The following is a 15,080-nucleotide window of genomic DNA, read 5'->3' on the forward strand; positions in this document are numbered from 1 at the left end:
AAAATGGTCATATACCTTGTCTGCCAAGGTTTCTTGCGAAGAACAATTGCGGTCAATACACTGCCGCAGTCAAAAGAAGGGCAAAGCGTTGGAGCGTCTACAGTTGAAGCGAACGACTAGATGACTACTCGCCCCCATACCGATCGGTCCGTCTCGGGCCCTATCGAACTCCGTACGGACGACCCACATCTAGGAAGTCAGGCCCGCCAGGCTACTGTGCGACGCCACGTCGATTCACCTGCGCGGTGCGGACGGTGCCTTGTGACTTACCTTCACCGAACTGCTCAAGCGTGGTCGCATTGCAAAACATGTACAGCACATCCAGGTCCGATCCGCCAAACGTGCACGCAACAGCCCAGGCGTCAGGCACGAGAACGGAATCGGTGATCTCGCCGCCCTCCACAACGCGGTAGAAGCCGCTCTCCGGACCGTTGGTCAGGCCATTGCCAAACCAGACGCCGCCCTCGGTGTCTAGTGCAATCCCGTCAGGGTGCATGCTCTCATCGAGTTGCGCCCACACTCGGAAATTAGTCAAAGAACCATCGACGTTTACGTCAAAAGCATCGATCCGGTGACCGAAAGTCTCCGCGAGGAGCAAAGTTCGACCGTCCGCACTAAGAGCAGCTCCGTTCGGGAATATCACATCGCCTTCAACTTTGCTTACATTTCCCTCGGGTGTCACGTGGGCCAAAGTTGTTGCCTTCGGATCCTCAGCCCCAAGGTCAAAGCCAAAGTTACCAATGTAGGCATGTCCGGACGGCGATACCAGCATGTCGTTTGCCATTCCGCGGGCGATATGCGCGATATCGGCATACTCGCTGACGGATCCGTCGGACGAGATTCGCACAACCTCTTTCTTCGTCGGATCCAAGAGGACCACTAAGACCGATCCATCCTGCAGGAAACCAAGCCCGGACGGTGACTCTTCGAACGTCGCGAATGCAGTGTGGCTGCCGTCCTCTTCGAAAAGAAGAACGTGCTTGCCAAAAAAGTCGCTAGCCCATAGTCGACCATCGTGCCAGCGTGGCGCTTCGAGGTAGCCATGCCCACTTGATATTGTCTGCAGTGAATGGTTCTTCATTGCCTGTCCTTTCGGTGGTAGATATGGCGATTGCAGCTTCGAGTTAAACGCATCCTAGGCGCTAGTCAGGCCTCAAATTGCACCACGGTGTATTTCGCCGCGAACTCGGAGAGCAGCTCCTTTGCGCGAATATGAGCAGGATGCACGTCGTACTCGGCGTAGCCTGTTGGATCATGAAACGTAGCGGAAATCCCGTAGTCGCTACTCACGTCGCGCGAACTGACGTCTCTTCCATGCGCATAGGCATGTAGCAGCTCTGCACATTCGACAGACAGCTGATCAAGCGCTTCTGAAAACGCCGATATATTCGATTCGTCGATTGACTGCGTCCAGGTGATTGCTACCAGGTGATGGAAAGTCATGACACGGTCAGCCCGTCAGTGTAGCCGGACTCCTTCTCGGCCTGCCAGAATCCCATGTATGTCGGGTAGCCATTCAGGTACTGCAGCATTTGCATTTTCTTGCCCGGAATATTGCCCCCGTTGTACCAAGACTTCGTTCCATGGAATATCGCCTTGGCATCGGTCTCGTTGATGTGCTTAGTCCAAGCCTTGTCCGCGTCAACCGTCGATTCGAAACGGGTGAGTCCGTTCGACCGAAGGTATTCAAAAAGCTCGATCATGACCTCGCCTTGACGCTCGGCGTTCGTGGACCCGTTCCCAAAGGCAGCAGGACTCTGGGGGCCGTAGACGAAAATGGCGTTCGGGAAACCGGCTGTGACTGCTCCGAGGTACGCGTCTACGCCCTGGCTCCATTTGTCACGTAGAGTGACGCCATCCGCGTTCCGTACGTCGATCGAGGTTAGTGCGCCGGTGTTGTTGTCGAATCCTGTAGCGAGAACGATAATGTCAAACTCGCCGTGCTCGGCTCCGTCGGCTGTGCGGATCCCAGTTTCGGTGAATCCGACGATCGGGGTCTCTTTGCTGGAGACAAGCGAGACGTTCGTCTGATTCATCACCTCATAATAGTTTTGATGAAGGGCCGGCCGCTTGGCTCCGAATGGATGAGGGGCGACTTCTGGAGCCAGCAGCTCTGATTTGAGGGGGTCTTTGATCTGGGGCTTGATCTTGTTCTTCCAGAATTCATATGCCAGCGCATTTGTCTTCTCATTGAATAGATAGTCCGAGAAATTTCCCAGCCAGAATGCGAATCCGCCTTGATTCCACAGGCGCTCAAATACAGCATTGCGCTCTGCTTCAGGGGTTTCGACGCCGCTCCGGGGGTCAAAGTCGTAGTCGATCGCCGCGTGTGTTTCACGAGATTTCGCGGCGACGTCGGGCATTGTCTTCTTGATCGCAGCCTGTTCCTCGTCGTCGAAGTACTTCTGCTGCATGGGCAACGAAAGGTTAGGAGTGCGCTGGAAGACTGTGAGGTGGTCGACTACTGGGCCTGCTTCCTGCACAACCTGAACAGCGCTTGCGCCAGTTCCGATAATCGCGACGCGTTTCCCCGCCATATCCAGGTCGGATCGCCATCGTGCAGTGTGAACGAGTTCTCCTTGGTACGCATCCATATCTGGGATGGACGGTATGTAGGGCTCTGTAGTCGATCCTGTTGCGAACACCACGAACCTCGCCCGAAAAGCGGCCCCGTCCTGCGCTTCGAGCGTCCACATCCGCTGGTCTTCATCGAACGTGGCGCTCACAACTTTAGTGTTGAAGCGACTGTCCTTGCTCAGGTCCAGTTTGGAGTCAACATAATTGAAGTAGCTGCGCATCTCCTCATGATCGGGGAACCTTTGTGAGAAGTCCCAATCCTGCCAGAGGTATTCGTCGGTGAACTGATACACCTGTGCGTGACTGTCGACCCTTGCTCCCGGGTAGCGATTGAGGCTCCAAGCCCCGCCGAAGCCGCCACTAGCTTCAAGGAGGATCACAGAGAACCCTCGGTCTCGAAGATGGCGCAGTTGATAGATGCCACCGAAACCACCACCGACAACGATGACGTCATAGGTAGGTGTTTCGGCAGACTGTTCCAGGTCGTTCTTTGGAGCGTGGGTTGTGGTCATCGATTTGGACCTTTCGAACGCTGAGTTGGGGGAGGGTCGCCGCTCGCTGTAAGCCTCTGATTAGAGGGTGGAAGGTGCGGGAGGGGTGAGACCTGGAACGTGTGCTGCTGCGACCAAGGTCTCCGTTGGGTGTGGTGTACACCATAGATAGGAGGCTCGAATTACGCAACTAAAAATAAAAATTCATAATTACGAAATTTTTTGACTTCAATTTGCGTTTTGCTGCGTGACCGCGCGGCATGAAGGGGCTGTGGCTGGAGCGGCGAGCATGATGGTCAGGTACGCCTCGATCGTCTCGTAGGTGGAAGGCCGGCGGGCCTTCAGTGCGCATGTGGCGAGGTAGCAGAACTGGTCGACTTTCCGAGGGATTCGCATTCGCGACTGCCTTTCGGGACATCGCGGCCGGCTCGAGTGATGCATATGTTTGGCGACCTTGACGAATTGTTACGTTCATAGTGGTTCTGCCCGGTCGTCTACGTACGGTCGATCTAGGCGTTCGCGATCGGGCCGGTCGCGTTGGGTGCGCTGCTACTTTCAGTGCCACCACCCCGCGGTTACGCACGTCAGGGTCTGGCCCATCGAGTCGACTCCGCGGTGTTGCCTTCGGCGATAGTGTTACCATGCGACCGAAGTGGCCTTCCGGTTCCTTGGCCTGGAGAGTTGGGAGGCGACGATAAACGACAGCCCTGCTGGTGGGCGTTGATCGCGTTTCCGCGGGGAGCTGCCGGTCACGACGAGTTTGCTGCTCCGCTCGATTAGTTGATTAGTCGGGCGCACACCAGCGACTCTGAAGGTCTTCTCATCGATCTGATCGAACCCCCAGCGGCTAGTGCATCCCGGTCAGATCCGCCCACGGGTGCTCGCTGGAGTTGCCAGCGCGCCCGAATCCCGTACGCGCGGACCTGCGACTCCAACCCCAGTTCGAGTCGCATCTGATCATCGTCGATCCTGCCCTTGCCGCCGCGGTCAATATCGAGATCGGTATGAACGAACCCACTCGGTGTGAAGGGCAAAGAAACTGCTGCGGGAGTCCTAGCACTAGAGTCACTGCTCTCAAGCTGTCGGCCGCTCTGTGGGCACTCGCGCATCACGCCGAGGCCGACCGTGAGGCGCTGGCGGCGTTCGCGGGCAAGTATCAGGGGCATTGACACGAGGGATCGTGGTCGCCCTCCATGGTGTGAGAAGCTTCGAGCACCGGAATTCGCACGTAGTCGCGCCCCTAGCGGGTCAGCGAAAGCCCCACTCCTCGGCGTGCTGGAGGCAGATCCTAGCGAGCTCGTCGCGCCGCTCTACAATCTTCTCGCGAACGCCAACCACACCGAGTGTGGCTATGGTTCGGCCGCGTTCCCGGAGCGCTACCGACACGCCGTCACCACGTTCGACAGCCACGCCCGGGGCGGCACACACGCCGGTGGCCCGTAGCGCATCCAAGGAGTAGAGGAACTGCTCGATGTAGTCGGCGTCGGCCGCCGGGCGGGAGTTGAGGTATGCCCAGATGTCACGCTGCTCGCGGTCAGCCAATAGCAGCCACCCCGCGGACGTGCGCAGCAGGGAGCGCCGCAATCGGTTCTCCGCTAGGTACGCGTACTCCGGGTCGGAGGAGACGTGGTCGACGTAGAACAGGTCGTCGCCCACCGAGGTGGACAGCGCGATGGTCAGTCCAGCCTCGGCGTGCACTTGCTGAAGCTGTTCGTGACTTATCGACGTGACCGGGGGGCGTCCCGCGATGACGTTGAGCAGGTAGGGCGCTGTACCGAGGGTGTAGATACGGTCGCGTTCGTCGAGGTAGCCGACGGCGACGAGACCGTTGAGCAGCCCATGCACCGAACTCACCGGGGCGTTGAGAGCCTTTGCCACGGCCGTGAGGGTGAGACCGGCACCGGAGCGTGCGACGAGTTCGAGGATTGCTGCGACCCGGTCGATCATGCGATGGTGGGGACGCTCGGGAACTTGCTCGAAAGGTATGGCTCCGGCGGGCGGATGAGTGTCCGTCATTGCGACAGCGTAGCAACGACATCCCCACGCGCAGATTTCGTATATAGGTAATGAAATTCACTATTGTGTATCAATGGCATTTCTGGGAGACTTTCCAATTGATGAGGGGCATCCTCCGCGGCAGCGCGACCCGCGGTCTGGACTGCCCCTTGATTTGACTGTGCGCACTCCCTGAACAGCGGCACAGTCGACCCGATCGTCCGGGCGCCGCCCGGGCAGGACTCATCAGGAGGCTCCATGAGTTCGACTCTCGCGCCACCGACCACGGTGGCGACCGATGAGATGAACGCCCTGCGTGCCGAGGTGCGCGCGTTTCTCGCCGAGGAGGTTGCCGCCGGGCGTCTCGTACCCTGGGTCGACACCTGGCTCACCCGCTGGGACGAGGACTTCACCCGACGCCTCGCCGAACGCGGCTGGGTCGGGATGACGATCCCCACGGAGTTCGGTGGCCGTGGTCGAACCCACCTCGAGCGTTTCGTCGTCACTGAGGAACTGCTCTCCGTGGGCGCCCCCGTCGCCGCGCAGTGGGTTGCCGACCGACAGATCGCCCCCTCCCTGCTTCGCTACGGTACCGAGGAGCAGAAGCACCAGTATCTACCCCGCATCGCCGCCGGCGAGTGCTGTTTCGGTATCGGCATGTCCGAACCGGACTCCGGCTCCGACCTGGCCAGTGTCCGCACCAAGGGCGTTCAGGTCGACGGCGGCTGGCGGATCACCGGGACCAAGGTGTGGACCTCCGGGGCCCAACACGCGGAGGCGTTCATCGCCCTGTGCCGCACCGAACCGCTCGACATCTCGTACCGTCACGCGGGTCTGAGTCAGTTCATCGTCGACCTGCGCAGCGAGGGCGTCACCGTCCGGCCGATCGTCTCCCTCTCAGGGGACCATCACTTCAACGAGGTCGTCCTCGAGGACGTTTTTGTGGCGGACTCAATGGTCTTCGGCGCCCTCGGCAACGGGTGGGAACAGGTCAACTCCGAGCTCGCCTTCGAGCGTAGCGGCCCTGAACGGTTCCTCTCCTCGTTCCGCCTGTTCGCAGCGGAGATCGGTGCGATCTCCACAGGAGCCTTACCCGAGCGCAGCGACCTCGGCCGGACCGTGGCCCGGATGGCCGCACTGCACAACCTCAGCCAGAACATCGCCGGCGCGCTGCAGCGAGGTGAACCCGCCGACATCCCGGCAGCCCTCGTCAAGCTGCTCGGCACCGCCACCGAGGGTGACATCGTCGACGCCGTCTCCACCCGGTTCGGCGACGAGCTGGCGCCAGGTTTTGTCGGCACAAACGGCACCGCCGCGGTCGCCGAGATCCACGGCCTGCTGCGCGCGGGCCTCCACCAGCGCCCGGGCTTCACGCTCCGCGGCGGCACCAACGAGATTCTGCGCGGCGTCATCGCGCGGGGACTGGGGATGCGCTGATGACCACCACCACCACGACCGTCGACCTCTCAGTCGACGAGGACCTGCAGGCGATGCTCTCCGACGTCGTCTCCGGTTTCTCCGGCCCGGACGTCAGGCCCGACGCCGGCGCCGTGTGGTCGACACTGCGGGAGGTCGGCGTCGCCAGGCTCACCGCGCCCGAGGACGGCGGTGGCAGCGGAGCCGGCTGGGCCGAGGCCGCCGCGCTCCTGCGCACCGCGGCTGCCGCCGGGGTGGCCGTCCCGTACGCCGAGACTGACCTGCTGGCCGGGCCGCTCCGGCGCGCCGCCGGGATCGACGACTCGTCCGACTCCACCGCGACCGTCGCGCTGCTCGATTCCTCCGGGACCGCACATGGTGTCCAGTGGGCCGGTGCCACCTCCACTGTAGTGTGCGTGCGCCCCGCCGGCGATACCCACGAGCTCGCGGACGTGCCCACCGACCGGTTGACGATCACTTCCCTTGAGGGCATCTCGGTAGTGCCGGCCGGCTCTGTCATCGTCGGTGAGGGCATCTCCTGGTCACCTGTCCCCACGGCGGCCGTCGAGGCGTACGTCCTGCGCGGCGCGCTCGCCCGTGCAGTGCAGTGTGTCGGGGCAATGGACGGCATGCTCGCCTCGGCGATTGAGCACACCACTGCCCGCAGCCAGTTCGGTCGCGCCCTGGCAAAGTTCCAGTCCGTGCAGAACCTCGTCGTCGACATCGCCGCCGAGTCCGTGCTGGCCCGCGCTGCCGTGGACGCCGCGCTCGCCGACGCCCTCGGCGGCGAGCTGTCCCAGTTTCGCGTTGCGGTCGCGCGCAGCGTCGTTTCGCAGGCTCTGGCCGTGGCGGTGCGCAACGTCCATCAGGTGCACGGCGCGATCGGGACCACCCACGAGCACACCCTGCACCGGGTCACCCTTCCCGCCCTGCAGTGGCGTGGCGAGTTCGGGTCACCGGCGTTCTGGGAGGGGGTCCTCTCCCGCGTGGCCATCGTCGGCGGCATGGACGGCGTTTGGCCGATGGTCGTCGATGGCGCCTGCGTCGAGGGTGCCGCGAGCCGGTACCTCGAAGCCGTGATCGCAAGGTCCGTGTGATGCATACGGAACCGCCACGATCTCCTCCGCGGTCGAGCCTTCACCTCCCTGCTTGAGGTCGAATGCAGAAGCCGACCACAGTCGACAGTCCTACACAGCAACAGCGTTGGCACCAACACATGCGTTCCCGTGCATACCCCCAACCGGCGAGCATCTCGGAGGGGCGCGATGGACCAGGTGCGGTGGAAGCCTGTGCTGAACGCGTTTGCGAGCGAGTTCGTTGGCCGGGATCGGAGACTCACTGATGGAAACCAGCCGAATCATGAGCCTCATTTTTTTGCCGGGCGCACGTAAAGCTTTGCCCACGGGCGCTCGCACTTTGACACATTCGAGTCGGACTAGTGCTAGTGCGGTGCCTGGAAGCGGAGTCCTCCGGCGCCTTCAGAGTTGATGCGGAAAAGCACGCGGTATGAACATAAATTGTCTGAGCAATTCTGAAGCGCCATTACGATATTGGGAGTGAATCCATGATCGATCCCCATCGCGCCTGGCCGCCGCTTTCACGTGGTGGTCTCGACCGCGCCGCTGCACTGCGCGACGACACGGAGGCACTGCGGGAGGGGTGGCCGACGGCGCGACTTCTGCGAGTCAACGGGCTCGGGCAAGTTCGTCTCATGGAGAAGCATGTGCTGCTGGAACCGGCTTCCGACCGTTACTTCGAGCCTCCGGAGCACGCGGTGCTGCTCGGTGTCTTCGACGGGGACCACGAATGGGCAGTGCGGGGCGACGAAGGTTTCAATGATCGCTTACTTCCAAGCCGATGTAATGGCTCGCTTGGATCAAGAGGTGCTGTCGAGTTCGGCGACCTCCGTTCCCATGGTGCACTCCTCGATACCACCGACGCCGAAAGATGTGCCGTAGCTCTGGCACTGCTGAACTGGCACGACGACGCGGGCTTCTGTTCGCGCGATGGACATCCGACAACGATGGCATCGGCCGGATGGGTGCGGGTATGCACGAAATGCGGCCGTGAGGAGTATCCACGCACCGATCCTGCAGTAATTTGCCTGGTGCACGATGGCGCCGACCGAGTACTGCTTGCGCGCCAATCGATGTGGCCAACCCGGAGGTTTTCCATCCTGGCCGGATTCGTCGAGGCCGGGGAGTCACTGGAGAGTTGCGTGGCGCGGGAAGTCGCCGAAGAGGTCGGTCTCACGGTCTCCGATGTGCAGTACTTCGGGAGTCAGCCATGGCCATTCCCTCGATCGGCAATGCTCGGCTTCCACGCCGTGGCCGATCCGATGCAAAAGCTCGTCTTCGTGGACGGTGAGATCGCCGAAGCGATCTGGCTTACCCGTGCGGAGGTGCGTGCACTCCTGGCTGTGGGGGACTGGACGAGCCGTGCAGAGACTCAGCTGTTATTGCCCGGGCCGTCTCGATCGCACGAAGCATGCTCGAGGCCTGGGCTGCGGACGAGCCTGGATAGTGCAAACATTTGGATGGTGATCCGAGGGCGACAGGTGGGTTAGTTCCACCAGTGATGGAGGTTGTTGGGGCCTTCCAAGAGGAAGATTCCCACCTCACGGCGTGAGCTCGAACGCCGAGAAACATAACGCATAGTGTTGCCCTACGTCGAAGAAATCAGGGCAACTTCACCGCCATCTGTCGCTGCTGCGGCATCAGTTGAACAAGCGGCCGAGGCCTCTTCAGTGTCCCGCCGATCACTGCTGTATGGACGAAAATGTGACCCATGTAAATCGAACTGCTCTCGCCGGCAACGAAACCCGGCGTGGGCAATGGTCGTCGAGTGACTAATCCAACTGCGCATGGTCAAGCGCAAAATGGCAGTTACGGGACCGCGCGAGACCATAGCCGCCGTCAAAGCCTAAGCCGGCCACAAGGTAGTCGGAGAAACGCCGCATGGACCGTATCCGTGTTCGAGGAAGCTTGGTCGGATCGAGCATTGTCGTGCGAGCATCCATGCACGGGCTTCGTGGTGCCTGGGCGCATCTCCGCCACGCTCAGGGGATGTCTGCGAAAAGGAAAAGTAGGTGCACCGGCTTCATTCCGTATACAGGCAGGCGTCAGTTCGACGGGGCTGCTGAAGTTTGGTTTGATTCCCAACTTCTGAGGATTGAACTGCTCTTCGGCGTAATGAGACCTATGCCCAGGCCCAATCTCGCGGAGTTCTGCCGCGACGCGGTCACGGTCCCTTGCAAGAACGAAGCCCCGCTTTTCCAGATCGCGAAAGACTTCTGGCAGGTCACCGAGGTGGGAACCTCGATCGGGGTGCCGGTCACGGCCAGGTTGCGTACCAGCTAATACAGGGTACATCGGCTTATTGGCAAGTTGGCCTGCGAGAGATACGCCGCGACTCGGCGCAGTTCTTCGTTTTCCTGTTCTCGAGTAGGCCAATCGACGTTTCATCGAACGGATCTCGGAGGATGCGTCGTCAGTTGCGCAGGGCGGATGTCGTCCTCGTCGTGAGCTTTGTTGAGTCAACTGCGCAGTGCGACTTCACTACCGCCGCCAGCGCAACACTGCTGATGAGTTCATTCAGATTCTCACGAGGGTATGGGATTCGTGAGTCTTCCGGGGTGGTTGTTGGACTGGTCGATCATTGCACGATGCGGCAGGATCTTGCCCCGATTTGAGTTAGTAATGATTGACATATGGTTTGAATGCGTTCTACGCTACAAAGGAATCCCGGCGGTTTCCGTTCGTTGATAGATGAGTCTCAATGGACGTTTGAATCCCCATCCTTGATGTGCCTCGGCACTACACAGACAGGACGGTCATGACATGGCTCAGTTTGAGTTCATCGACTGGCAGGAGAACGGCACGACCGCGACTGTGTGGTTGAACCGACCTCCGGCGAACGCGGTAAACCAGGCGATGTACGTCGAGATGAAGGAGTTCTTCGACAACGTCGACGTGCACCTGCCGGAGGCGCGGGTCCTGGTCCTCGCCGGCCGGGGCAAGCACTTTTGCGGTGGCAATGACCTGGAGGAGTTCAAGACGCTGGATCCGGAGAACTCGCCGGCACGGATGAAGCAGGTGCGTGAGGCGTTCTTCGCCATCTACGACAGCACCAAGCCGGTCATCGCCGCGGTTCAAGGCGCTGCGGTCGGTACCGGGCTGGCCATCGCTGGTTCCTGCGACCTGGTGGTGGCCGCCGAGAGTGCCCGGTTCGCGCTGCCAGAGGTGAAGGTCGGTGTGATGGGTGGCGCCAAGCACCTGTCCCGGATGGTGCCCCAGGGTGTGGTCCGGCTGATGCACCTGAGTGGCGATCTGATTCCAGCGGCCAAGCTCCTCCAGTATGGGGGGATCGTGGATGTCGTTCCCGACGAGGAGCTGTATGCGAGGGCGCAGTCCTTGGCCGAGTCGCTGGCGCGGCACAGCCCGGCTGCTTTGCGGTTCGCCAAGCAGAGCCTGAACGCCATCGAGTACACGGACCTGAAGAGCGGCTACGAGTTTGAGCAGTCCTTGACGGGTGAGCTGTCGGGTTACGAGGACTCCAAGGAGGCGCTTAGCGCGTTCTTGGAGCGCCGCACGCCCGTGTACACGGGGCGGTGAACGTCGTGTCGACGGTGGAACTGGAGGGCTATCGTGTCCTGGCGCGGGAATGGCTGGCCGCGGCCGACGTTCCGCATGTGCCGCTGGACCTGGATGAGCGGTTCGCTGTGCTACGCGAGTGGCAGCACACGTTGTTCGACGCCGGTTGGATCGGTATCAGCTGGAGTCGGGAGGCCGGTGGACAGGGCCTGACGCCGATGCATCAACTGGTGTTCGCCGAGGAGTTGGCGCGGGCACGGGCGCCGATGCCGATCGGCCTGATCGGGCTCGATGTGGTCGGCCCGTCCATCGACCATCACGGTCAGTCGTGGCAGCGTGAAGAGCTGTTGCCCGCGCTGTTGTCCGGCGAGCACATCTGGTGTCAGGGATTCTCCGAACCGAATGCAGGCTCCGACCTCGCCTCGTTGCGGACCCGTGCGGTGATCGATGGCAACGACTTCGTGATCTCGGGCCAGAAGGTGTGGACGAGCTGGGCGCACAAGTCGCAGTGGTGCGCGTTGTTGGTGCGCACCGATCCGGGCGCTCACAAGAATGCCGGTATCAGCTATGTCCTGGTGGACATGAGCTCACCGGGGATCACTGTGCGTCCGCTGGAGCAGATGACCGGTGATCGCGAGTTCTGCGAGGTGTTCTTCGACGAGGTGCGGGTTCCGCGCCGGAATCTGGTCGGTGAGTTGAACCAGGGCTGGACGGTGGCCACGCACACGCTGGGCATAGAGCGGGCCGCCTACACGGTGCGCCGGCGCGTCGACTACGAGGTCGCGTTCGAGGATGCCGTGGCCGCCTTGCGGGAATCTGACCTGCCGGGGCCGGAGACTGCCCTCGGGCGGCGTGTTCGCGTGGCGCTCGGACGGGTGCAGATCGCGTTGCGAGTCTTGGGCGCCCAGACTCGCCAGACTGTCAAGCGTTTGGACGCAGGCGAGGTTCCGACTCCCGAGGACTCCGTGGACAAGTTGCTCCTCAACGGCATTGAGCAGACCGTGTTCGGGTCGATCGCCGAGCTGCTTGGCCCGTCGCGGGCGCTGTCGGGGTCGACGCCTCTCGGGCTGGAGGCCGACCGGTGGGTGCATGACCACCTCTACTCGCGGTCAGCCTCGATCTATGGGGGCACGTCGCAGGTCCAGCGCAACATCATCTCCGAGCGACTTTTAGGACTTCCCCGTGGCTGACAACGACACCATCGCCTACCTGGCGGCAACCGTCGACGACTTCCTGCGGTCCGTGTACGACGCTGATGCTCGCCGGCGCATCCTTTCGTCGCCCGACGAGCGTTCGAGCCTGGTTCCCGCTCTGGCTGAACTCGGCGTGTTTGCCGTGGTCTGGGGGGAGGAGCATGGTGGGCTCGGGCTTCCGCTCTCGGCATTGGGGCCGCTCTTCATCCAGTATGGCCGTCACCTTCTCGCCGGCCCGATGCTGGAGAACTCGCTCTTGCCCGGCGCCGTGTACGAGCATGCCTCCGCAGAGGGTCGCAAGCTTTTGGCGGACGCTGCGGAGAACGGGTCGGTGCTGGCGTTCCTCGATCCTGCCGTGACTGACCATTGGTCGGGACGATTCGGCTCGGTTACGAACGTGGACAGCAAGTTGTACGGGACGTTCGAGGCGGTTCGCTTCGGTAGTGAGGCGTTGGCCCTTCTTGTCGTGGCCGACCGGGGCGGCAACCCTGTGCTGCACCTGATCGAGCCGACAGCTCCGGGAGTGCGGATCGAGGCTGTCGGCAGCGCTGACCCGGCTGTAAACTTCAGCCGGGTCACGCTCGACGGGGCCGAAGGGGCTCCGGTGGGCGATGCGGCGACGGCGCCGGAAGTTCTGGCGCGAATTCGGCGGTGGAGCCGGGTGCTCATCGCTTGTGAGCTGAGTGGGATTGCCACCAGCTGCGTCGAGTTGGCGGTCGAGTACGCGAAACAGCGGGAGCAGTTCGGAAGGGTCATCGGCTCCTTCCAGGCGATCAAGCACATGCTGGCGGACATGCACACCGAGGCGGTCTCCCTGCACAACTTCTGTGAGGCCGTCGCCGGCGAGTTGGACGAACTACCCCACACCGAGGCTGAACTGAGCGCCGCGGCATTGAAGGCCCATGCCGCCACTGTCGCCGTCTCTGTCTGCGAAGGCGCGATCCAGGTACATGGGGGCATCGGCTTCACCGCGGAGGCCGACATCCACTGGTACTACAAGCGTGCGCTCGCGTTGCGGGCTTGGTACGGCGACAGTACGGAACTCGAGGAAGAAGTCGGAGCGCTCGTGCTGGACCAGGCGACGGCACGGACGGTCGAAAGGGTCTGAACGGTGGTCACCACACATCTGAACGCGGACTTCATCGCGGAGTCCACCGCATCGGAGGCTTGGCAGGGGAACTTTATCGACGCCTATCTGTCAGACGCTGCCCAGATGGTCCCCGACCGCACCGCTGTCGTCGACCGCGGACGAACGTGGACCTTCGCACAGTTCGACGCCATCGTCGACGCTCTCGGCGCGGCACTCCAGCGCCACGGCATCGGACACGGCGATGTCGTCTCGTGGCAGTTGCCGAACTGGGCCGAGGCGTGTGCGGTCCATCTTGCCGCGATTCGGATCGGCGCGATCAGCAATCCGATCATGCCGATCTTCCGGCACTCGGAGACGCGATTCATCCTGGAGCAGGCGAAGTCCAAGATCGCGTTCATCCCGGCGACGTTCCGCAACTTCGACTTCCCCGAGATGTTCGCGGAGATCTCGTCGGACTTGTCGGCGTTGCAGACGGTCGTGATCGTGGGCAAGGCGCAACGCGATCACGAGGTTCTCTTCGAGGACTTCCTCGACGGCTTCCACGGCAGCAAGCCGGCCTCGGTCCCTCGCGACGCCAACGACTTGGCGCTCTTGCTGTACACCTCCGGCACGACCTCGGCCCCGAAGGGTGCGTTGCACACGCACAACACGCTCGACTACGAGAACCGAAGCATTATCGAACTGCTCGGCCTGACCCAGGAAGACGTCGTGTTCATGCCATCTCCTGTAGGGCACATCACCGGCATCCTGTACGGCATCCAGATGCCGCCGATGCTGCGAAGCAGTGTCGTTCTGATGGACGTCTGGGAGCCCACGGCCGGCCTGGAACTGATCCAAGAACACCAGTGCACCTTCATGCTCGCGGCCACGCCGTTCCTATACGGGCTGGTCCACCACCAGTCGCTCGGCGAGTACGATGTCTCATCGCTGAGAAGCTTCCTGTGCGGAGGCGCAGATGTCCCGCCGGATCTGATCCTCAACGCCACGACCGCGTTGGACTGCATGGTCGCCCGGGTATACGGATCGACCGAGTATCCAACCGCCACAAGCGGCAGCGCCGGCGACCCGCTGGAGAAGCGCGCCAACACAGACGGCCGTGCCATCGGTCTGGCCCGCATCAGGATCGTCGATGAGCACGAGAACGACCTCGGCGAAGGCAAGGACGGCGAACTGCTCGCACGAGGGCCCGAGATGTTCGTCGGCTACCTCGACGCAGAGTTGAACAAGTCCGCGTTCACTGACGACGGCTGGTTCCGCACCGGAGATCTCGGCCGTATCGACGATGAGGGTCACCTGGAGATCACTGGCCGCAAGAAGGACATCATCATCCGCGGCGGCGAGAACCTCAGCGCGAAGGAGGTCGAGGACCACCTCTTCGCCCACCCGAGGGTTGCCGAGGTTGCCGTCGTGGGCTCACCCGATCCGGTGCTGGGCGAGCGGGTCTGCGCAGTCATCGTCCCCGAGCCGGATGCGACTGTGGAGCTCGCCGAACTCATCGAGTGGCTGCTTGAGCGCAAGATCGCCAAGCAGAAGCTTCCCGAGAGTCTGATCGTGCTCGACCAGATGCCCCGTACAGCTAGCGGAAAGATCCAGAAGTTCAGGCTGCGTGACCTAGCCAAGGACGGGGTCGAGCACGAGGCGTCCTCCTGAGCATCAGACGCGGGCGACTGCCCATCGACCATGTCCACCCTTCGATCAAGCCACCCCACCACCTAAACGACGGCCG

11 protein-coding genes and 1 pseudogene are annotated in these 15,080 nt (G+C 62.1%); 8 read left to right on the forward strand and 4 right to left on the reverse strand.

The annotated features are described in order from the left end of the window. Window positions 1-211: 211 nt before the first annotated feature. The 4 genes from EHW12_RS34030 to EHW12_RS34050 form a co-directional block, all read right to left on the reverse strand. Window positions 212-1,081 (reverse strand): SMP-30/gluconolactonase/LRE family protein, encoded by an 870-nt coding sequence (locus tag EHW12_RS34030; protein ID WP_058036912.1) that lies wholly within the window; start codon window positions 1,079-1,081, stop codon window positions 212-214. A 65-nt stretch (window positions 1,082-1,146) separates the two neighbouring features. After that, complete coding sequence (locus EHW12_RS34035) at window positions 1,147-1,443, reverse strand: Dabb family protein (RefSeq protein WP_054828475.1); 297 nt, start codon at window positions 1,441-1,443, stop codon at window positions 1,147-1,149. Continuing rightward, on the reverse strand, window positions 1,440-3,089 hold the full coding sequence (locus EHW12_RS34040) for an NAD(P)/FAD-dependent oxidoreductase (protein WP_125053546.1): 1,650 nt from the start codon (window positions 3,087-3,089) through the stop codon (window positions 1,440-1,442). The genes EHW12_RS34035 and EHW12_RS34040 overlap by 4 nt, the downstream gene beginning before the upstream one ends. A 1,227-nt stretch (window positions 3,090-4,316) precedes the next feature. Next, window positions 4,317-5,084 (reverse strand): helix-turn-helix domain-containing protein, encoded by a 768-nt coding sequence (locus tag EHW12_RS34050; protein WP_054828477.1) that lies wholly within the window; start codon window positions 5,082-5,084, stop codon window positions 4,317-4,319. A 237-nt stretch (window positions 5,085-5,321) separates the two neighbouring features. Between EHW12_RS34050 and EHW12_RS34055 the strand changes: the two genes are divergently transcribed. From EHW12_RS34055 to EHW12_RS34085, 8 genes and pseudogenes are all read left to right on the forward strand, one after another. Next, complete coding sequence (locus EHW12_RS34055; RefSeq protein ID WP_058036917.1) at window positions 5,322-6,500, forward strand: acyl-CoA dehydrogenase family protein; 1,179 nt, start codon at window positions 5,322-5,324, stop codon at window positions 6,498-6,500. After that, window positions 6,500-7,576, forward strand: a complete 1,077-nt coding sequence (locus EHW12_RS34060) for an acyl-CoA dehydrogenase family protein (protein ID WP_058036918.1) — start codon at window positions 6,500-6,502, stop codon at window positions 7,574-7,576. The genes EHW12_RS34055 and EHW12_RS34060 overlap by 1 nt, the downstream gene beginning before the upstream one ends. A gap of 467 nt (window positions 7,577-8,043) precedes the next feature. Next, window positions 8,044-9,002: pseudogene (gene nudC / locus EHW12_RS34065) on the forward strand (NAD(+) diphosphatase). A gap of 677 nt (window positions 9,003-9,679) precedes the next feature. Continuing rightward, complete coding sequence (locus EHW12_RS34935; protein ID WP_164490686.1) at window positions 9,680-9,838, forward strand: hypothetical protein; 159 nt, start codon at window positions 9,680-9,682, stop codon at window positions 9,836-9,838. A 480-nt stretch (window positions 9,839-10,318) separates the two neighbouring features. Further along, window positions 10,319-11,092 carry an enoyl-CoA hydratase-related protein gene (locus EHW12_RS34070; RefSeq protein ID WP_054828403.1) on the forward strand — a complete coding sequence of 258 codons (774 nt, stop codon included), beginning with the start codon at window positions 10,319-10,321 and terminating at the stop codon, window positions 11,090-11,092. Window positions 11,093-11,097: 5 nt separating this feature from the next. Beyond that, the gene (locus EHW12_RS34075; protein ID WP_206434870.1) at window positions 11,098-12,261 is read left to right on the forward strand and encodes an acyl-CoA dehydrogenase family protein; all 1,164 of its coding nucleotides are present in this window, start codon (window positions 11,098-11,100) and stop codon (window positions 12,259-12,261) included. Beyond that, window positions 12,254-13,372: an acyl-CoA dehydrogenase family protein gene (locus tag EHW12_RS34080; protein WP_125053549.1), complete on the forward strand. Its 1,119-nt coding sequence runs from the start codon at window positions 12,254-12,256 to the stop codon at window positions 13,370-13,372. The genes EHW12_RS34075 and EHW12_RS34080 overlap by 8 nt, the downstream gene beginning before the upstream one ends. 3 nt (window positions 13,373-13,375) lie before the next feature. Next, window positions 13,376-15,004 (forward strand): AMP-binding protein, encoded by a 1,629-nt coding sequence (locus EHW12_RS34085; RefSeq protein WP_241199253.1) that lies wholly within the window; start codon window positions 13,376-13,378, stop codon window positions 15,002-15,004. The last annotated feature ends 76 nt before the right edge of the window (window positions 15,005-15,080 follow it).

Source organism: Rhodococcus sp. NJ-530 (assembly GCF_003860625.1).
Taxonomy (GTDB): domain Bacteria; phylum Actinomycetota; class Actinomycetes; order Mycobacteriales; family Mycobacteriaceae; genus Rhodococcus_F; species Rhodococcus_F qingshengii.

What these genes read in the sequence shown, in the direction of transcription:
- EHW12_RS34030 (WP_058036912.1), bottom strand. Translation starts at nt 1,081, where the DNA reads ATGAAGAACCATTCACTGCAGACAATATCAAGTGGGCATGGCTACCTC.
- EHW12_RS34035 (WP_054828475.1), bottom strand. Translation starts at nt 1,443, where the DNA reads ATGACTTTCCATCACCTGGTAGCAATCACCTGGACGCAGTCAATCGAC.
- EHW12_RS34040 (WP_125053546.1), bottom strand. Translation starts at nt 3,089, where the DNA reads ATGACCACAACCCACGCTCCAAAGAACGACCTGGAACAGTCTGCCGAA.
- EHW12_RS34050 (WP_054828477.1), bottom strand. Translation starts at nt 5,084, where the DNA reads ATGACGGACACTCATCCGCCCGCCGGAGCCATACCTTTCGAGCAAGTT.
- EHW12_RS34055 (WP_058036917.1), top strand. Translation starts at nt 5,322, where the DNA reads ATGAGTTCGACTCTCGCGCCACCGACCACGGTGGCGACCGATGAGATG.
- EHW12_RS34060 (WP_058036918.1), top strand. Translation starts at nt 6,500, where the DNA reads ATGACCACCACCACCACGACCGTCGACCTCTCAGTCGACGAGGACCTG.
- EHW12_RS34935 (WP_164490686.1), top strand. Translation starts at nt 9,680, where the DNA reads ATGCCCAGGCCCAATCTCGCGGAGTTCTGCCGCGACGCGGTCACGGTC.
- EHW12_RS34070 (WP_054828403.1), top strand. Translation starts at nt 10,319, where the DNA reads ATGGCTCAGTTTGAGTTCATCGACTGGCAGGAGAACGGCACGACCGCG.